This is a genomic window from Xanthomonas sp. NCPPB 2933 (assembly GCF_056725225.1).
Window position 1 is genome coordinate 121,973 of the sequence record NZ_CM161518.1, and the last position, 18,636, is coordinate 140,608.

At 67.3% G+C, this 18,636-nt stretch carries 17 protein-coding genes; 7 read left to right on the forward strand and 10 right to left on the reverse strand.

From position 1 onward, the window contains the following. Positions 1-181 precede the first annotated feature (181 nt). The 4 genes from AC1PLU_RS00460 to AC1PLU_RS00475 all read right to left on the reverse strand — a co-directional run bounded on the left by AC1PLU_RS00460 (position 182) and on the right by AC1PLU_RS00475 (position 3,820). The gene (locus tag AC1PLU_RS00460) at positions 182-1,360 is read right to left on the reverse strand and encodes an HDOD domain-containing protein (protein ID WP_481107372.1); all 1,179 of its coding nucleotides are present in this window, start codon (positions 1,358-1,360) and stop codon (positions 182-184) included. A gap of 320 nt (positions 1,361-1,680) precedes the next feature. Further along, positions 1,681-1,992, reverse strand: a complete 312-nt coding sequence (locus AC1PLU_RS00465) for a protealysin inhibitor emfourin (protein ID WP_481107373.1) — start codon at positions 1,990-1,992, stop codon at positions 1,681-1,683. Further along, the gene (locus AC1PLU_RS00470) at positions 1,989-3,053 is read right to left on the reverse strand and encodes a M4 family metallopeptidase (RefSeq protein WP_481107374.1); all 1,065 of its coding nucleotides are present in this window, start codon (positions 3,051-3,053) and stop codon (positions 1,989-1,991) included. Before AC1PLU_RS00470 ends, AC1PLU_RS00465 begins: the two co-directional genes overlap by 4 nt. Positions 3,054-3,163: 110 nt before the next feature. Beyond that, a complete protein-coding gene (locus AC1PLU_RS00475) occupies positions 3,164-3,820 on the reverse strand; it encodes an SDR family oxidoreductase (RefSeq protein WP_481107375.1) in 657 nt (218 codons plus the stop codon). A 254-nt stretch (positions 3,821-4,074) separates the two neighbouring features. On the opposite strand from AC1PLU_RS00475, the gene AC1PLU_RS00480 reads away from it, so the two are divergent. The 5 genes from AC1PLU_RS00480 (at position 4,075) to proP (ending at position 8,403) form a co-directional block, all read left to right on the forward strand. Beyond that, complete coding sequence (locus tag AC1PLU_RS00480; RefSeq protein ID WP_481107376.1) at positions 4,075-4,521, forward strand: NUDIX hydrolase; 447 nt, start codon at positions 4,075-4,077, stop codon at positions 4,519-4,521. 65 nt (positions 4,522-4,586) lie between these two features. Continuing rightward, on the forward strand, positions 4,587-5,723 hold the full coding sequence (locus AC1PLU_RS00485) for an alpha/beta hydrolase (RefSeq protein ID WP_104551787.1): 1,137 nt from the start codon (positions 4,587-4,589) through the stop codon (positions 5,721-5,723). Positions 5,724-5,825: 102 nt separating this feature from the next. After that, complete coding sequence (locus tag AC1PLU_RS00490) at positions 5,826-6,224, forward strand: host attachment family protein (RefSeq protein WP_006453262.1); 399 nt, start codon at positions 5,826-5,828, stop codon at positions 6,222-6,224. Positions 6,225-6,242: 18 nt separating this feature from the next. Then, positions 6,243-6,578 carry a thioredoxin family protein gene (locus tag AC1PLU_RS00495; protein ID WP_481107377.1) on the forward strand — a complete coding sequence of 112 codons (336 nt, stop codon included), beginning with the start codon at positions 6,243-6,245 and terminating at the stop codon, positions 6,576-6,578. Between the two features lie 334 nt (positions 6,579-6,912). Further along, positions 6,913-8,403, forward strand: coding sequence for a glycine betaine/L-proline transporter ProP (gene proP, locus AC1PLU_RS00500; protein ID WP_481107378.1), 1,491 nt, complete (start codon positions 6,913-6,915; stop codon positions 8,401-8,403). Positions 8,404-8,445: 42 nt separating this feature from the next. Here proP and AC1PLU_RS00505 read toward each other — a convergent pair whose 3' ends face one another. Then, a complete protein-coding gene (locus AC1PLU_RS00505) occupies positions 8,446-8,895 on the reverse strand; it encodes an SRPBCC family protein (protein WP_006453265.1) in 450 nt (149 codons plus the stop codon). Positions 8,896-9,066: 171 nt separating this feature from the next. Here AC1PLU_RS00505 and AC1PLU_RS00510 point away from each other — a divergent pair, with 171 nt between their 5' ends. Together AC1PLU_RS00510 and AC1PLU_RS00515 are read left to right on the forward strand one after the other, a co-directional pair. Further along, positions 9,067-9,861, forward strand: a complete 795-nt coding sequence (locus tag AC1PLU_RS00510) for an EcsC family protein (protein WP_180315454.1) — start codon at positions 9,067-9,069, stop codon at positions 9,859-9,861. A 638-nt stretch (positions 9,862-10,499) separates the two neighbouring features. Then, the gene (locus tag AC1PLU_RS00515; RefSeq protein ID WP_481107379.1) at positions 10,500-11,138 is read left to right on the forward strand and encodes a DUF938 domain-containing protein; all 639 of its coding nucleotides are present in this window, start codon (positions 10,500-10,502) and stop codon (positions 11,136-11,138) included. Positions 11,139-11,416: 278 nt separating this feature from the next. On the opposite strand, the gene AC1PLU_RS00520 is transcribed toward AC1PLU_RS00515, so the two are convergent. From AC1PLU_RS00520 to AC1PLU_RS00540, 5 genes are all read right to left on the reverse strand, one after another. Beyond that, positions 11,417-13,183 (reverse strand): carboxypeptidase regulatory-like domain-containing protein, encoded by a 1,767-nt coding sequence (locus AC1PLU_RS00520; RefSeq protein WP_481107380.1) that lies wholly within the window; start codon positions 13,181-13,183, stop codon positions 11,417-11,419. Further along, positions 13,180-15,456 carry a hypothetical protein gene (locus tag AC1PLU_RS00525; protein ID WP_481107381.1) on the reverse strand — a complete coding sequence of 759 codons (2,277 nt, stop codon included), beginning with the start codon at positions 15,454-15,456 and terminating at the stop codon, positions 13,180-13,182. Before AC1PLU_RS00525 ends, AC1PLU_RS00520 begins: the two co-directional genes overlap by 4 nt. Continuing rightward, a complete protein-coding gene (locus tag AC1PLU_RS00530; protein WP_481107382.1) occupies positions 15,453-16,643 on the reverse strand; it encodes a BatA domain-containing protein in 1,191 nt (396 codons plus the stop codon). The genes AC1PLU_RS00525 and AC1PLU_RS00530 overlap by 4 nt, the downstream gene beginning before the upstream one ends. A 70-nt stretch (positions 16,644-16,713) precedes the next feature. Further along, positions 16,714-17,610 (reverse strand): DUF58 domain-containing protein, encoded by an 897-nt coding sequence (locus tag AC1PLU_RS00535; RefSeq protein ID WP_481107383.1) that lies wholly within the window; start codon positions 17,608-17,610, stop codon positions 16,714-16,716. Between the two features lie 13 nt (positions 17,611-17,623). After that, a complete protein-coding gene (locus tag AC1PLU_RS00540) occupies positions 17,624-18,616 on the reverse strand; it encodes an AAA family ATPase (RefSeq protein WP_481107384.1) in 993 nt (330 codons plus the stop codon). Positions 18,617-18,636: the final 20 nt, after the last annotated feature.

Below are 18,636 nucleotides of genomic sequence, written 5' to 3' on the forward strand. Positions count from 1 at the left end.
ATGATCGCCGCAAACGATGCCTGCCAGTTTTGCACGACTGCTTGTTTCACCGAGGGCGCTTGCATGGATGAGATGAATCCGCATGCACGCTGACAATCCCTTCGCGATACCTGCGCAGGAGCGTGCATCGATCGCTGCGCTGTACGCGTGTTTCAGACGCGTTGCGTCACCCGGCCGGCCATCACTCCACGCTGGACGCTACCAGCCGCTGCCAGAGCGCAGCGTTGGCGTCGTTGTCCGGTTCCAACGTGGCCAGCACGCTCAGCGCGTGGTCTTGATGCTCGGCGCCGTGGCGGGCGAGCATGGCCAGTGCGGCGGCCAGCCGGCCGTAACGCAGCGCCATGCCGAGCGAGGTGGCCAGCAGGGTGGTGTCGTGTTCGGGGCGCTGCTCGTCCAGCGCGGTGTTCAGCGAGGCCGGCAGCTCCCAGGCGGTGGCGATGGTCTTGGCCACCGTGGCGGTGTGGCGTTCGACCAGGGCGGCGGCCACTTCCAGGCTGTAGGGCAGCGCCGGGCGCTCGGCGTAGGTGTCGCGCAATACGCGCAGGATTACCACCGCGCCCAGGCCCTGCAGCAGGCCGGCCAGCTGCGCCGACAAGGTGTCGCCGCCGCGCTCGCGCATGTAGGCGGCCGCTGCGGTGGCGGTGCGCAGGGCGTAATCCCACACCGCCGCCGGCAGGCGCGAGTACAGGCCGCCATCCAGGCTCAGCACTGGCTGCATGACCGCTGCGGCGACGATCTGGCGCACACCCTCGGTACCGATATGCACCACCGCCCGTTCCAGGCTTTCCAGCGGGCCGCCTTGCGGGCGGTACAGGGCGCTGTTGGCGATGCGCAACAGGTTGGCGGCCAGCGCCGGGTCCTGGGCGATGATCGCGGCGATGCCGCGGCCGGAGGCATCCGGGTCGTTGACCGCACGCATCAGCTGCGGCAACAGCTGCGGGCGGCGCGGCAATAGTTGCGGCCGCAGGTCCACGTGTTCGAGCGCGCTGGCCACCGCCGCCAGCACATCGGCCTGCGCAGGATCGACCGGCAGGCTGCCATCGGCCAGCGACGGGGTGGACATCACCGCGGCGTACATGCGCCGCAGCAACGGGCGCATCGGTGGCGGCCCGGACGGCAATGGCTGCGGTGCAGGAGCGGTGTGCGCCTGCGTGTGCGCTGGGGCCTGCTCGTGCACAGGCGCCAGTTCCGGCGTGACCGTTGGCGCGGCGTGCGAACTGGACGCGATAGCCGTGTTGGGCGCGGCAGCTGCGCTGATCGTTTGGGCACGATGGCGCAGCAGCAGCCAGGCGATGACACCGGCGAGTACCAAGCCGGCAAGGAGTCCGGCAGCAAGCAGCAACACAATCACGGGCGTCATGGGAATTTGTCTGAGCAGTGTTGCGACTATCCGCGAAGCCGGTCGCGGCGGCAATGTGGGCGCCAGGAGCTGCCGCAGTGCAGCAGTGCGTGGCGTGTCTTCAGATTGACCGCTGCGCTGCACGTCACGCTAACGCGGTGGGCACCACTATGCATCACCAGCTGTGCAGCCCTAGAGCATCTAGGCAGCTTAAAGGGTGCAGGCATCCGCAGTTGGACCATCTTTCACGACAGACACCGCGCACTGCGCGGTGTCTTCGTTTGTGTGTGGTGATGGGCGCGCGGCTGGTTAGCGGGCACTGTCACCGCGGCATAGCCGCGCTACAGCGTGCCCTGTTTCCACAGCCGTACGATTTCGGCCGGGGCATGTTCTTCGGGAATGCGCAGCGGTTCGCTGGCACGGTCCCAGGCGATGCTGAAATAGCGTCGGTCGCCGCCACCGGCCTGCGGGCGCGGCAGTGCATGCACCAGGCACTGGTCCAGCAACGCGCGCAGGTGCAGGCGCTGCGCATCGTCCAGTTCATCCATCACCAGTTGCCGCTCGCGGCGCATGGCCGGGAACGCGGCCACGCCGCCCTCGCGTGCAAGCCGCAGGGTCACGCCCAACTCCACCGGCGGCAACTGTGGACTCATGCCAGCACGCCCACGTCGCGCCAGGCCTGTTGCACGGCGAGTGTCTCCACACTGGTGGCGCCGTAATCGGCGCTGGCGACGCTGACAGTGAGCGCGGCAAAGGTGGCGAAGTCCGCACCCGCAGCCAGTTCACCACCTGTGAGCGTGCGGTACCAGATGCGGCCGGTTGTCTCCCACGCCGCGCCGCCGATCGCCACCGCAGCGCGATAGAACGCGTGATTGGGAATGCCGGAGTTGTAATGCACGCCGCCATCGTCCTCTTGCGTGTTGACGTAGCCGGCCATGGTGGCCGGTTGCGGATCTTTGCCCAGTGCAGGGTCATCGTACGCGGTGCCGGGCGCCTGCATCGAGCGCAGGCCCACACCGTTGATGCCGGGCATCAATAAACCTGCGCCGATGATCCAGTCGGCCTTGCTTGCGCTCTGGCGCAATGCGTACTGCTTGATCAGCACCCCGAACACATCCGAGACCGATTCGTTCAATGCACCCGATTGCCCTTGGTAAATCAGATTGGCGCTGCGCTCGGTGACGCCGTGCGTGAGCTCATGGCCGACGACATCGATGGCGATGGTGAAGCGGTTGAAGACCTCGCCGTCGCCATCGCCGAACACCATCTGCTCGCCATCCCAGAAGGCGTTGTCGTAGCCGCGCTCGTAATGCACGCTGCCGATCAACGGCATGCCGGCGTCATCGATCGAGTTGCGCCCGTACACCGTCTGGAAGAAATCATGTGTGGCACCGAGATAGTCGTACGCCTCGGTCACTGCCACATCGTCGGTGGCCGCAGCGCCTTCGTCGCGCACCAGGGTGCCGGGTAATGCGGTGCCGTGTTGCGCATCGTAAATACGCCGCCGCACCGCGTGCGTGGCCGGTGCGGCATCCGCGACGAGCGCCTCTGCGCGTGCGAGCAGGCCCCGCGCACGCTGCTGCCGCAAGAACGCGGTGATGTGGCGGGACAGCTGCGCGCAGTGGCGTGCATGCTCTGGCGCCGCCTGCGCCACATGGTCCAGCAAATACGGCGGCAGAATGCCGGCACGGCGCGGGGCGACGGACGCAGACATAAGCGGTCTCCACAGTGGGATGCGCTCGCGACTATGCCCAGCCCTGGTTTAGGAAAACGTTAGGCCGGCCCGGATCACGCGCCTGTGGCGTGTTGCGATAGGTCTGGCGTTCATTCCAGCTGCGCCAATGCCTGCTGGATCGGCGTCTGCCCATCGATGAAGCCCACGGTCTTGCCGATGGTGGCCGGCGTTGCCAGTGCCGCCGCGATCACCTGCGCCACGTTGCCGCGCGAGACGCCACCATCGGCATCGCCGCCCGGGTCGCGGGTGATGCGGCCGGTTGATGCCTCCTGGGTCAGCCGGCCCGGTCCCAGTACGGTCCAGTCCAGCGTGGTATCGCGCAGATGCGCATCTGCCGCGGCCTTGGCCTGCGCATAGGCGAAGAAGCCATCGTCTGGCCCGATGCCGTGTTCCAGCCCGGCACCGAGATAGGACACCATCACGTAACGGCGCACGCGCGCCTGTTCGGCGGCATGCATCGAACGGATTGCCGCATCGCGATCCACCGCATAGGTACGCGCCGCATCGCCACCGCCGGCGCCGGCCGACCACACCACCGCATCGTGGGCGGAGAACGCAGCGGCAATCGCATCGGTATTGGCGTGTTCGATGTCGAACAGCAACGGCGTGGCGCCATCGGCAATCACATCGTCGGTGTGCTCGGGATTGCGGAACAATGCAGTCACCTGATGCCCGCCACGCACCAATAGCGGAGTAAGCAAACGCGCGACCTTGCCGTGGCCGCCAATCAACACGATACGAGACATCCACCACTCCACCACTGCGCGCCGCAAGGGCGCGGAATGCCACCATCCTCGCCAATGCGGTGCTAAGGCGGTGTTATCGCAGCGGCGATCAGCTTTTTATTCTCAGTGTTTGTGTTCATTTCACCGAACCCACGTCGCCCGCTATGTGGAAGGTATCGGCAGCAGCCAATACACCGGCTCAGAACGCGCATGGCGCAATGACCGCATCGATTGCATCTGGGACACTATGCGGCCCCTGTGTGTGCGAAATGCCGATGACCACCTCCCCTGATTTGCGTCCACGCGTTGGATGTGGCGCCTTCATCCGCCGTGCCGATGGCCACTTGCTGCTGGTGCAACGCGGGCGTGCGCCCGAGCAAGGCCATTGGGGCTTGCCAGGTGGCAAGGTGGACTGGATGGAAACCGTCGAAAACGCCGTGGTGCGCGAAGTGCTCGAAGAAACCGGCCTGCATGTGCACCTGCAACGCGTGCTGTGCATCGTCAGCTACTTCGAGCCGGATCTGACGCCACCGGAGCATTGGGTCGCGCCGGTGTATCTGGCCGCCATCCAAGGCAGCGAACACGCCGTGCGGCGCGAGCCTGAGGCAATCCTCGCTGTCGGTTGGTTCGCGCTGGACGCACTGCCATCGCCACTGACCACCTCCACGGTGCAGGCATTGCAGCATCTGCACGCGCAAGGCCTGCCGGCCTCTACAGGCTGAGCGCGGCAGGTCATCGCAGCTGTCTGGCGTTATCCTCGCCGGCTGACTGCCTGGGAGGGCAACGCATGGCACACCATTGGTGGACACGAACGGTCGTTTTGCTGCTGATCGGCAGCGTAGGCACTGCATACGCTGCAGCGGCAGAGACGGCACAACCCGCCGCCGCAACCGCACAGGACGGCATCCGGCATGTGAGTGCATTCGCGCTGCCGGTCTCTGAGTATCTGAGCCCGGCGGCACGCGCGCATGTAGCTGCAGAAGTCGCGCGCGTCGATCCGTTGGCCAAGGCCGACAACGCCACGCTACTGACGCAATTGCCCAGCATCCGCGCCGACACCGAACGTTGGGCCGAAGGCGTGATCGCGCAGCTGCGCACACGCTACGCGGTGGAGATCACGCCCGAGACCTGGAACGGCGTGCCGGTGTTGCGGGTGGAGCCACGCACGCGCACACCCGAACAGGCAAAGCGTTTGCTGATCGAGCTGCATGGCGGCGGATTCGTGATGGGTAGCGCTGCCTCGTTCGGCCTGATGGAAGCCATCCCGATCGCGGCGATGACCGGCATGAGCGTGGTTGCGGTGGACTACCGAATGGGTCCGGAGCATCGCTTCCCGGCCGCCAGCGAAGATGTGGCGGCGGTGTATCGCGCCGCGCTCAAGACCTACGCACCGGAGCGTATCGGCATCTTCGGCTGCTCGGCCGGCGGTGTGCTCACCGGCGAGTCGCTGGCCTGGTTTGCCAAGGAGCGCCTGCCGATGCCGGCGGCGGCAGGCATGTTCTGCGCCGCTGGCGATGCGCGCTATCGCGGCGATTCGCGTGTGGTGGTCGCTGCGGTGAACGATGCCTTGCTGCCGGACAAGGCCGGGGCGCTGCCGATCATGGAAGACCTGTATTACGGCGAGAACGTGGACTTCCATGACCCGCTGGTGTCGCCGGTGTTCTCCGATGCGGTGCTGCGCCAGTTTCCGCCGACCTTGTTTCTCACCGCAACGCGTGCGGCCGAGTTGAGCGCCACGGCCTATACACATGCGCGCCTGGTGGATCTGGGTCGCGAATCGGACTTGCATGTCTGGGACGGGCTGGGCCACGGTTTCCATCTCACCGAGACACTGCCGGAAAGCCAGCAGGCGTTGCGGGTCACTGCACGCTTCTTCAGCAAGCATCTGGGCCTGCCACCACCGGCATTGGCCGCGCCACACTAACGCCACGCTGACATCGACTAGGCACCGCGCTTACATCTTCTCGCCTAGGTTGAGACGGACCGGTGCTGCACTTGCAGTGCCGACATTGATCAGGAGAGTCGGATGAGTCTGCAAATTCCTCAGGGTGCACTGGTGGTCGTGGCCGATGGCGGCGAAGCACGTTGGTTCACCAACACCGGCAACGAAGCCAAGGTGGTGCTGCGTCAGCACGCGCGCACCGATGTGCAGAACGTCGATGACGACGGCCCCGCCGGCAAGGCACCGCAGGATCTGAGCAACGCGGATCTGGACGAAATGACCTTTGCCAAGCAGTTGTCGCATGCCTTGAACGATGGCGCGCTGAAGCACGAATACACCCATCTGGTCCTGGTGGCCGACCCGACCACGCTGGGCCGCGTCCGCCCGTTGCTGCACAAGGAAACACAGCAGCGCCTGGTGGGTGATCTGGCCAAGGACCTCACCAATCTGCCGCTGGAAGACATCCAGCGCGCGCTGTCCTGATAGCGGAGCACGCACGCGATGGGGTTTGTTCGCGAGTACGCCACGCAGGCACCCGAGCGCAGCGAGGTGGATGCACAGGCCGGGCTGCAGGTGCTGGAGTTCGGCACCGATTGGTGCGGTCACTGCATGGCCGCCCAGCCGCTATTGCAAAAACTGCTGGGTGGTTTTGAGGCGGTGGATTACCGCAAGGTCGAAGATGGAAAAGGGCGGCCGCTTGGCCGCTCTTTTCGCGTGAAGTTATGGCCAACCATCATCCTGCTGCGCGATGGCGAAGAAGTCGCGCGCGCCGTGCGCCCGCAGACGCGCGAGGATCTGCAGCCGTTGTTGGCAGTGCTGGGTGAGCCTGCGATTTAGAGCAGCTGACAAAACTATTGCGCTCACCGCAAGGTGGGCGCGGCCGTTGCTGTATGCGCTGAAACGCCTTGAAAACAGGGCGTTTTGGCAAAGCTCCGCCCTCGCGCCTGCAGCGATCTGCACGCTGTAGTAACATGTGCGGCTGATCAAGCCCCTGGGCACTTGCCCACCCCTTGGTCGTCTGTCCCGCAGCGTCGCTGAGTGTTCGCGGCCGTCCGGGAATGCCTCCGGTGTCATCCCCTGCATGTGCGTTTGCCATGCGCGCGCGATGTGCTGTGTCCTGTGCGTTGCCAGGGCGAGTGGGCAGCGATGGCCGCACATGGAGACCAAACATATGCACGACACGCGCGCGATTGCCTCGCACTTCGGTTGGTTCAAGCGCCGCCGCCAACTGCAACTGGACGAAGTCACCGTGGTCGACCGCCCGATGCTGCGCAAGGCCGTGGGTGCGGCCGCACTGGGCAATGCGATGGAGTGGTTCGACTTCGGCGTGTACGGCTATCTGGCGGTGACCTTGGGGCAGGTGTTCTTCCCCGCGAGCAATCCCACCGCGCAGTTGATTGCGACCTTTGCCACGTTCACCGTCGCATTTTTGGTGCGACCGATCGGCGGGATGGTATTCGGCCCGCTCGGCGACCGCTACGGGCGGCAGAAAGTGCTGGCGGCCACCATGATCCTGATGGCGCTGGGCACCTTCAGCATCGGCTTGATTCCGTCCCATGCAACCATCGGCGTGTGGGCGCCGGTGTTGTTGCTGTTGGCGCGGCTACTGCAAGGCTTTTCCACCGGCGGCGAATACGGCGGGGCAGCGACCTTCATCGCCGAATACGCCACCGACCGCAATCGCGGCCTGATGGGCAGCTGGCTGGAATTCGGCACGCTGGGCGGTTACATCGCCGGTGCGGCCACGGTGACCGCATTGCACATGGCCTTGAGCCAGACACAGATGCTCGATTGGGGCTGGCGCATCCCGTTTCTGGTCGCCGGCCCGTTGGGGTTGCTGGGCCTGTACATGCGCATGAAACTGGAAGAAACCCCGGCGTTTCGCGCCTATACCGCGCAATCGGAACAACGCGAACGGCAAACCGCAGGCCAGGGCCTGCTCACGCTGCTGCGCCTGCATTGGCCGCAGTTGCTCAAGTGCGTTGGGCTGGTGCTGGTGTTCAACGTTACCGACTACATGCTGCTGACCTACATGCCCAGCTACCTCAGCGTCACCATGGGCTATGCCGAGAGCAAGGGCCTGTTGCTGATCATTCTGGTGATGCTGGTGATGATGCCGCTCAACATCGTCGGCGGCCTGTTCAGCGACAAGCTGGGCCGCCGCCCGATGATCATCGGTGCCTGCATTGCCCTGTTCGTGTTGGCGATCCCGTGCCTGATGCTGATCGGCAGCGGCCACGACGGGCTGATCTTCGCCGGGCTGATGCTGCTCGGCCTGGCGCTGGTGTGCTTCACCAGTTCGATGCCCTCCACGTTGCCGGCGCTGTTCTACACACCGGTGCGCTACAGCGCGCTGTCGATCGGCTTCAACGTCTCGGTGTCGTTGTTTGGCGGTACCACGCCGTTGGTCACTGCCTGGCTGGTGGAGCGCACCGGTGACCCGCTGGTGCCGGCGTACTACCTGATGGGCGCAGCCGCGATCGGGTTGGTGACCATGCTGTTCGTGCGCGAAACCGCCGGCTTGCCGTTGCGTGGCTCACCGCCGGCCGTGGCCACCGATGCCGAAGCACGCGCGCTGTTGCAGGCCGATAGCCCGGTGACGGTGGATGCGCAGCTGCCACTGCGCTCCGCGCCCTCCATGGGCCAGCCGCGCACGGCGTAAGCGGGCTCGGCGCAGCGTGCATGCGCGTGATGCGCACCGGGCTCAATGCAGGTTGGGCGCAAGCATGTCGGCCGAGGGCATGCCTTCGCCGGTTTCCACATAGCGTTTGAGGCTGCTGCCCAGAAAGAAGCGCCAGCCGCGCGCGCAGGCCTCCTTGCACGGCGATTCGCGATAACCGGACTGGACGAACTCCACCTGCGTGCCCTGGCTGGTGGAGTGCAGCTCGAAGCGCATCACGGTGCCTTTCCAGGCATCCGAATCGAGCATGTTGGAGTCGTGGCAGCGCCAGCACACCAGGCGATGGTCGGCGCCCTCGTCGATGCTCAACTCCACCCGCCAGCCCTGACGGCTCCAGTCCAGCCGCACCCTGCCGTTGCCCAGGCTCACCTCGCGCGTCCACCAGCGGGCCAGCTGCCTTGGCTCGGACAGCGCAGCGGAAACCACTTCCGGCGCGGCGGCAATGACGATGCTGTGGCGGATCTCACGATTCATCGGGTGGGCATTCGCAGCGTAGATCCCGATGATCGCGCATTTTGCAGGCCAATTGCAGGATTGTCTTGGCACTGCACAGTTCGCTCGTCTAACGCTCACATGGCGCTGGGTACCATCGGGGCGGACCCCTAACGACGAAGAACAGGCATGACGACGCTTCCGATACCAGTGATGGACGTTGCCGCGCAACGCGATCTGGCCACGGCGCACGCGCTGTTGGAAAACCCCGGTGTGGCAGCGCAACTTGCCAACGCGCTGGGCGCGCCGATCGAGAGTCTGATCACCAAGCGGCTACCGAAAATGCTGACCCGCAGCATCGATGGGGTCACCCGCCGCGCATTGCAGGTGGCAATGAAATCGGCATTGCTCACTTTGCGCGGCCAGGCCGACACGCAGCAGCCCGCCTCCACTGCGCGGCACACCATGGTGGTGGCTGTCGCGGGCGGTGCAGGCGGGTTCTTCGGATTGCCCGGTCTCTTGGTGGAGCTGCCGGTGACCACCACGGTGATGCTGCGCTCCATCGCCGATATCGCACGCTCGGAAGGCGAATCGCTGCACGATCCGGAAACGGCGCTGGCCTGCCTGGAAGTGCTGGCGCATGGCGGACGCAGCGTCAGCGACGATGGCGCCGAATCCGGCTATTTCGCCGTACGCGCGGCCATGGCGCAGCAACTCAGCGCCGCCGCGCATTACGTGGCCGCACATGGTTTCGCCAGCAAGGGCGCACCCGCGCTGGTGTCGTTGGTGTCGCGCGTTGCGGCCAAGTTCTCGGTCAACGTGGGTGAAAAACTCGCCGTGCAGGCGGTGCCGCTGGTGGGTGCCGTGAGTGGCGCAACGCTCAATACCGTGTTCATGCGCCACTTCCAGGCAATGGCACGCGGGCATTTCATCGTGCGCCGGTTGGAGCGGCGCTTTGGAGAAGAGGCCGTGCGGCGCGCGTATGACGCATTGCCTGCACCGCGTTGAGATCCAGACCGCACCTCGTCGGCCGGCCGCACACCACGCATTGCTCGCAACCACGCACACCGACCATCTCCACTGGTCCTTGCCCGCCCACCGTCGCGGGACCTTACGCGGCATGGATGCCGCGTAAGAGCTTACAAGGACGTACTTGCAGCGTGTCCCGCGATGGTGGGCGGGCAAGGGCCCTGCAACCAGGCCGCAGATCAGCCGCTCTGCAACCGACGCATCCACACCGTTCGATTTACCTCTCAAGGCGACCGAGAGCTTGAGCTTCAGCGTCGTTTGGATGTTTCAAAGCCGCGTTGGTCGGCGTTGGTCGAGGGCGCGATGCGCTCACCGCTTGCGGGACACGCCGCAAGTACATCCATGTAGGCTCGGTGGCGGCATCCATGCCGCCACACGGTCCCGCAATCGGTGAGCGCATCGCACCTGCTCACTTGGCTGTGTGCTGATGGGAACCACAACGCCGGCTGCGTCCAACTGACGGTGGGCGTAGGAGTTTTGTTGGCCGCTCCAGGTCTTGCGTTGATCCGTCGGTCATTCCCGCTGATCTGCGAGGTGATCGCTTGCAAGCAGAGCTTTAGATGCACGATGTCACTGCGACACGTCACAATCACTTTCGCCTATGTCGGACCTCGTCCATGAGCAAACCTTTTTCGCCGGCTTCCGCGCGCAACCGTGACCCGATCCTTGCGGTATTGCAGCGTCACTTTGCTGACCGCCGCCATGTATTGGAGATCGGTGCAGGCACAGGGCAGCACGCGGTGCATTTTGCGGCGGCGATGCCGTGGCTGCGTTGGCAGGCGAGCGATCATCCCGATCATCTGCCGGGCATGACGCAGTGGCTGGACGAGGCTGCATTGCCAAATACGCCGCCACCGATTCCGTTGCAGGCGGTGCTGACGCCGACGCCGGGTCTGGCACCGGCACCGCCGTTGCCGATCGTGCAAGCGGGAGAGGTTGCCGGTTTTGATGCGGTGTATAGCGCCAATACCTTGCACATTATGGGCTGGCCGCAAGTGCAGGCGTTGTTCGCGGGATTGCCTGCAGTGATGGCGCCGCAGGCGGTACTAGTGATCTACGGGCCGTTTAATCGTGATGGACAATTCACCAGCGACAGCAATCGCGCATTCGATGCGATGTTGCGTGAGCGCGATGCGGCGTCGGGGATTCGGGATGCGGAGGCAGTGGATGCGCTGGCGGCTTCGGTGGGATTGCAGTTGATCGACGATGTGGCGTTGCCGGCAAATAATGTATGTCGGGTGTGGCGGCGAGCGTAAGTCGATTGCTTTTTGAAAAGCACGCACACCGACCATCTTGATTGGTCCTTGCCCGCCCACCGTCGCGGGACCTTACGCGGCATGGATGCCGCGTAAGAGCTTACAAGGACGTACTTGCAGCGTGTCCCGCGATGGTGGGCGGGCAAGGACCCTGCAGCAAAGCCTCAGATCAGCCGCTCTCCACCTGATCCTACAGCCACGACAGGGCACTCAAAATTTCGAGTCGTTAAAGAGCGGCATCGCACCCATGCGCTGATGCGGGTTGGCGCGGCAGCAACTCAGCGCCTGCGTCGTTCCAGCCACCACAGGGCTGTGGCCAGCGTGAGCCAGGCCAGTAGCCACGGCCAGCGGGTGCCGGGTTGGGTTATTGGCGTGCCGAGGGTCGCGTTTGTGTGGGTGGCGGCGGCCATCGCAAGGGTGGCGTCGCGGGTTTGTTGGGTATGCACGGTGGGGGCGTCGGCGGGCGCGCGGACGTAAAGCCAGCGTTGGTCTTTGCCGGTTTGCAGGAGATGCCAGCCTGCGCTTGTGGGCCAGTAGGCGGCGCAGGTTTGGGCGCTGCTGGTGGGGTCGATCAGCAACGGTTGGGCTGGACCGGTGGGGCCGGTGACATGTGCGTCTGCAGCGAGACCGCACAGTGACATGCGCTGTTGCGACCAGCCTTCTTGCAGCGGGGCGGGTGCCGTGCCGCCCGCGCGGGCGATGGCGCCGAACAGCTGCGCCCACAGCGCGGCATGCAGGTCGCTGCGGCCGGCCAATACCAACGCGAAGCTGTCTTCGATCAGGCCGATGCCGATGCGGCCGCGGCCTTGTGCGTGCCACCAGCCCAGCGCGCTGCCGTCGTCGGCGCGTGCTGCAATCACTGCCTCGGCATCTTGCGGTTGCAGATCGCGGCGTTGCAGCGGTGGAAGTGTGGGAGTGTCGGCAGGGGCTGCAGCTGGATCGATGGACGGTGCGGCCGAAGACAGCGATCGCGGGGCGGCGATTGCAGTGCTGGTCGTTCCGCCGGTTGTCGCGAAGCCGAGCGCGTTGAGTGCTGCGCGGGTGCCGGTATCCAGTGGTCCGTCGGTGCGTACCAGCACGCCCAAGCCGCGGTCGATCGCGGCGCGCACGGTTTGGCGTTGCGCGTTGCCCAGCGTGACCAGGCGGCGTTGGTCGATGACCAGCAGGTCGAGTGTGTCCAGGCTGGTGGCGTCCAGTGCGGCGCTCTCGCCCAGTTGCACGCCGGGGCCGACCGCGATCTGGCTGCGCACGTCCAGCCCGGCATCGCTGGCCCAGCGGCGCAGGTATTTCAGTTCCGGCTGCGGCGCGCCGGCCAGCAACAGCACACGCGCGGGCGGCACGGCGGTGATCAGCACCGGCACCTGTACGCGGCTGCGTTCGGCGCCTGCGGCATCGCGCAGGCGCAGCGCGAACACCACCTGCCCCGCTGCGCGCGCCAGGCCACGCAGATGCACTTGGCCGGTTGCGTTGGCTACGGCGGTGTCGACCACCTGGCCGGCGGGGTCGAGTAGCTCCACCCGTGCTGCCGGCAGGCCCTGGACGCGGGCGCTGATGGCGAAGGTTTCGCCGGGGGCGACCGGGGGCGGTGTCGAGACGGCGACCAGACCCTGCGGTGCCGGGCCAAGCGCCAGTCGCAGCGGTACGCCAAGTGCGTTGCGGTCGCGTGCCGACAGGCCGGTGCCATGCACGACCACTGCGGTGGTGCCGGGCGCGCGGCGTAGGGCGGTGGCCAGATCCGGTACGCGTGCCACGCCTGCCAGCGCAGGCGCTTCGGGCAAGGCGACCCACTGCGCCGCATTCGGGCCGACCTGAGCTGCCGTAGTGCCCGCGGTGGCGACGTGCAGCTCGCTCGTGCTGCCAGCGCGCGGGGGCGGCAGCAGCACCGGGTACAGCAGACCCGCGAGTAACGGTTGGGCGGCGAGCAATAGCCATATTCGGACGCGCGAATGTGGTTGCCGAGCGTGCGCGCGTAACAGCCGGAACCAGCCGACGACGACCACCAGAAAGAGTGCCGAACCGACCAGCCAGGGCAGTGATAGCGTCATGGCTGCGGCTCCCGGTGCAGTGCATCCAGATAGCGTTGGCCGCGTGCGTCCGGTGTGGCGCGTCGGTGGACGGGCGCGGGCGGGGCGACGAGGGTGCGCCAGACCTGGGCACGCAGCTGGGCGCGACAGGCGGCGCAGTCGGGTTCGGCGCGCAGGGTTTCTACAGCCGCGGCCAGGCTCAGTGGATCGTGCAGGCGGTCTTGCTGGCGTTGCAGCCACTGCGCGTAGCGAGCCAGTGTGGCGTCCGACACAGGTGCGGGTTCGCCCAGCGCGTCCCACAGTTGCAGCGCGGACGGGTCGGGATCCGGGCGGGTGTCCAGCCCGGCGGCACGGTCGCCCAGGCCGGCGCGGTCGCCGCTCAGGCGCCGGCTTGGGTCGATCGGCGGCAGCTGGGTGCCGACCCGCGCCAGGTAGATGCGTTCGGCCTGCTGCACCTGCTTGATGAAGCCCAGCGCCTTGTTGGCATAAGGCAGCGCACGCTCGGGGTGGCCCTGGCGCAGCTCGCCCTCGGACTGCCACATCTGGTCCAGCGCGGCGCGCAGCAGGGCGCGCGTTTGCGGGTCGAGCAGGGTGGCGGCTTCGGCGTGGTCGTGGGTATGCCCGAATTCGGAGAGCACATCCTGCGCCTGGCCGAAGCTGCTGCGCTCGGGCCGGCCGTTGTTGTTGCCGTGGTCATGGTCGTGGTCATCCAGCGCGGCGGCGCCGGGTTCGGATGCGGCGTCGTGTTCGTGCTCGTCGTGCCCGTGTTCGTCCTGGGCAGGCGCCTGCGCAGCTGTCGCAGGCGTTGCCGGTGCATCTGCAGTGGGCATGTCGGCGGTGGGCAGATCGTTGGCCGGGGCGTCGCTGGTGGGCGGGTCGTCGGCAGTGGGCGGGCCCTTGGGCGCGCCTTCGCTTTCTTCGCCCAGGAACTGGCCGTAGCGCAGCCGCAACAGGCGCTGGTCCACGCCGATGGCATCGGACCGCTTGAGATAGGCATCCGGATCCAGGCGCGGCTTTTCCTTCAGCAGCGCTTCGGCGTCGATGATGATCTGGCGCTGGCTGCGGAAATAGGCCGGCAGGGTCTGTTTGACGCTGGCTTCCAGGCCGGCGGCCATGGTCTGTTCGGGCGGCGGCCAGCGCAGGATTACGCTGGCGCTGCGGCCTTCCTGCGGCCCGGGTTGGCGGGTGTCGTGGACGATCAATTGGGCGATCAGGTCGTCGCCGGCCGCCATGCCCAGGGCCTGCGGCTGCAGCGTGGTGGAAAAGCCGCGCTGCCTGGCCGGGCCGCTGCCGGTGAGGGTGCGGCGCTGGGTCTTGAAGGTAATGTTCTCGCCGCTGCCCTGGGCCAGGGTCAGGCGCAGTTCGGCAGTGGCGGCCACCGCGTAGTCGTCGCTGGCTTCGAAGCGCAGCGTCCAGCCACCGTTGGACGGCGTCCACAGCACCAGGCTTTGTTCGGGCGCGAGCACGCGCACCTGCGGCGGGCGATCCGGCAGCACGTCGAGCCGATGCAGCTGGCGGTCTGCCGGCGCACCGTCGATGAGGATGCGATACAGGCTGGCGCGCTCGGCGATCCACTGGCCTTGCCACTGATCGCTGCTGCCTTGCCGGGCCAGCGCGATGAGGCGGCCGTCGGTGAGCCGCAGCGCCACGCTGCGCGGGGCCGGGCTGACCTGCAGCTGCCAGTCCAGCCGGGTGCCGGTTGGCACGCGCGCATCCAGGCCGGGCAGGCGTGCGGACGGCAGGCCGGTGTAGGCGGGCGGGGTGCTGTGTAGCCGGGCCTGACGCAGCGTGGGAGCGCCGTTGCCGGCACGGGCGGCGGCGACGCGGTCGTTGCTCGGCGCGGGCTGGGTGGCGCGGTGCGGCCACAGCAGCAGTGCGGCGCAGGCCAGCAGGCCGAGCAGGCTCCATGGCCAGGCGCGCCGCCACGGCCAGGCCGGGCGGAGATCGCGCGGGGTGCTGCGCAGGCGCTGTTCCAGGCGCTGCCGTTGCAGGGCCTGCAAGGGGCCGAGCTGCGCGGTCGAGGCGAACAGCAGGTCGCTGCTGTCTTCCAGATCCGCTTCGCGATCCAGCCGGCGGATCAGCCAGGTCTGGTCGAGTCGCCGTGTCGCCAGCATCGCCACGCCGGCCAGTGCCAACACACCTGCAATGAGCGACGGCACGATCGCCATCTGCGCGCCGCTGCGCCAGGCCAGCAGCGCCGGCAGCACGGCCAGCGGTAGCCCGAACAGCAGCACGCCTGCGGCCTGCCGCCGCCGCGCGGCCTGCCAGGCGTGGTGCAGCGCCGGCGTGCTCATGCTGCGTTGCTCCGGCGTGGCGATGTGGCCAGCCAGCGTTCGGCGGCGAACAGCAGCAGCACCAGACCAATCAGCCAGGGCGCCAGCGGCCACGGTGCGGTGGTCAGGCGGGTGGCCGCAGGGCCACGCTGTGGTTGTTGGGTCTGTGCCAGCGCACGCTGTGGTGCGGGCGTCGATTGCAAGGCGTCGTGCAGGCGCGTGGGGAAATCGGCATCCAGCAAGGCGGGCAGGTGCTGCGGCTGCAGCGGCACGGACCAGCGCAGCAGGCGCCCGCGCCCGAATGCGATGGCATCGATCAGTGGCGCGCCGTGCGCGTCTTGCAGCACTGCCTGCCGCGGGCCGGCGAGTGCGGGAGGGGCCGGCGTCTGCGCGTCGAGCAGCAGGTGCCCGCCGGCTGCGACCCAGGCGATGACCGGCGCAGGCGGTGCGCTGTGCGACAGCCATACCACCACCGTGCCGGGTGCCCAGCGCGCCTGCACTGCGGCGTCGGGGGCGCTGACTGGCAACGCGCCGGGCACTGCCCAGGCAGCGTGTACGGCGCGCAGATAGCGCAGCGCCGGGTCGGCGGGGGCGTCGGCGATCGCCTGCAGCCGCAGCGGTGCGACAGCTGCGGCAGGGGCGAGCGGCGATTGGCCGGGCAGCACCTGCCATTGCACGTTGCGCGACAGCTGCAGGCGCTGCGCATCCAGCGGCCCCCATTGGCTCGGCACGATGACGCTGAGTGCGGTGTCCGGCGGCAGGCTGGCATCGAGTTCGCGCAGCAGGCTGCTGAGCGGTTGCGTGGTGCCGGCGGGCGTGGTGTGTGGGTTGGTCGCATCGGCATCGATCGGCGGGAAGCCCGGCGTCAGCCACACCCACTGTGCCTCTGCGGCATGGCTGAGCGTGCGCGCCGCGGCCACATCCACGCCAGGGCTCACCGCAATCCGCGGGCGCGCATCCTGATGGTCGCGCAATGCAGGCTCGGCCAGCAGCAGCGCCAATGCCGCGAGCAACAGCAAGCGCACCAGCAGCAGCGGCCATTCGTCGAAGCGCACACGATGCCGTGGGCGCGGCAGCGCACGCAGCCAGCGCAGCGCGGCGAAGTCGGTGGGCCGGTGTTCGCTGCGGCGTGCCAGGTGGATCAATAGCGGCAGCAGCAGTGCGGCCAACGCGGCCAAGCCGGCGGGGAAGAGCAGGAGCAGGTTCACGGCCGCGCCACCTCAGCGGCGTGCGCGACGAGGTGCAATGACGGTACCTCGCTGAGACGGGAGTATCGGCTCATCGCCGCGCACCCTGCCCAAACAAGTCGCGCAACGCCGCGTCGGGTGGTGCATCCAGATAATGCAGCGCATGCGCAATGCCGGCGGCCTGCCAGCGGGCCTGCCGCGCGCGCTGTGCATCGCCGAAGCGCTGCACGTATGCGGCACGCATCGCGGCGCCATCGCCGAGCAATTCTTCGCCGGTTTCCGGGTCGCGGAAGCGGTGCCCGCCGCTGAAAGTGAAATCGCGTTCGTCGCAGGTCAGCACTTGCAGCTGGATCACTTCGCGGCGTGCGGCGGCAAGTTTTTCCAGCGCGCCGACCAATGCTTCATCGAAGCCATCGCCGATCGACAGCACCAATGCATGTGCGGCGATGCGTTCCCACAGCGGACGTAGCGCATCCATGCCGGGCCAGCGCCCGCCGGCGCGCAGACGCTGCAATGCCAGCCAGAGCCGGTCGCGTTGACGCGGCCCGCCGCCTGCCGGCACTGCCACCAGGCCATCGCCGTGCACGGCGAACAAACCGACCTGATCGCCCTGGCGCAGCGCCACTTCGGCAGCGCATGCGGCCAAGGTCGCCATCGCCTGCAAGCGCGTGTAGGCAGGGCGCGCCTGGTCTGCCTGGCCAGCGGAGGCGGTGGCATCGAGCAACAACCACAGCGTGAGCGGGCTTTCGCGCTCGGCTTCGCGCACGAAGAAGCGGTCCGAGCGCGCGTAGAGTTTCCAGTCGATCTGGCGCAAGGCATCGCCAGGTTCGTAAGCGCGGTATTGCGAAAATTCCAGCCCCGCACCACGGCTGCGACTGGCGTGCTGGCCGATGCCGTGCGCGCCCTGCGCGTGGCGTGCATGCAGCTGCAAACCGCGCAGGCGGCTGCGCAGCTCGGCAGGAATCAACGCCGGCAGGTCCACGCTCACGCCGCTACGTGCCTCACGCCGGGAACGGCACGGCGCGCAGCAGCGCTGCGACCACATCGTCGGCGCTGCGTTGTTCGGCCTCGGCCGCAAACGACAGCAGCAGGCGGTGGCGCATCACCGGCGCTGCGAGCGCAATGACATCGTCGCGGGTGGCGGCAAAGCGGCCGTGCAGTAATGCGCGTGCCTTGGACGCGAGCACCAGCGATTGCCCGGCGCGCGGGCCGGCGCCCCATCGGATCCACTGGCGCACCTCGTCGCTGGCCTGCGGGCCGGGCCGGCTGGCGCGCACCAGGCGATTGATCCAGGTCAGCAGATCCGCGCCGACATGCACCTGCCGCACCTGTTGCTGCAGTGTCAACACGCTGTCCGCGTCCATCACCACCGGCACCTGCGCACTTGCGGTGCCGGTGGTCTGGGTGAGGATGTCGCGCTCTTCCTGCTCGCTGGGGTAGTCCACCCGCACATGCAGCAGGAAGCGGTCCAGCTGCGCTTCCGGCAGCGGATAGGTGCCGGCCTGTTCGATCGGGTTCTGCGTGGCCAGCACGAAGAACGGCGCCGGCAGCGCATAGGTGGTGCCGGCGTAACTCACCGTGCGCTCGCTCATCGCTTCCAGTAATGCGGCCTGGGTCTTGGGCGGGGTGCGATTGAGCTCGTCGGCCAGCAGCAGATTGGTGAAGATCGGTCCCTGCTGAAAACGAAAATGCCGATGCCCGGTGCCGTGATCTTCTTCCAGCAGCTCGGTGCCCAGAATGTCGCTGGGCATCAGATCGGGAGTGAACTGCACGCGGCGGAACTGCAGCTCCAGCGCTTGCCCGAGCGAGCGCACCAGCAGCGTCTTGCCCAGGCCGGGCGCGCCCTCCAGCAGGCAGTGGCCGCCGGCCAGCAGGCCGATCAGCAGTTGCTCCACCACCGCGTCCTGGCCCACCACCGCCTGGGCCAGTGCCGCACGCAGCGCACCGAGTTGGGAGAGCTGTGCGGTGAGGATGTCGTCGTTGGGGGAAGTCATGGGGAAAGTCTCGTTATCGG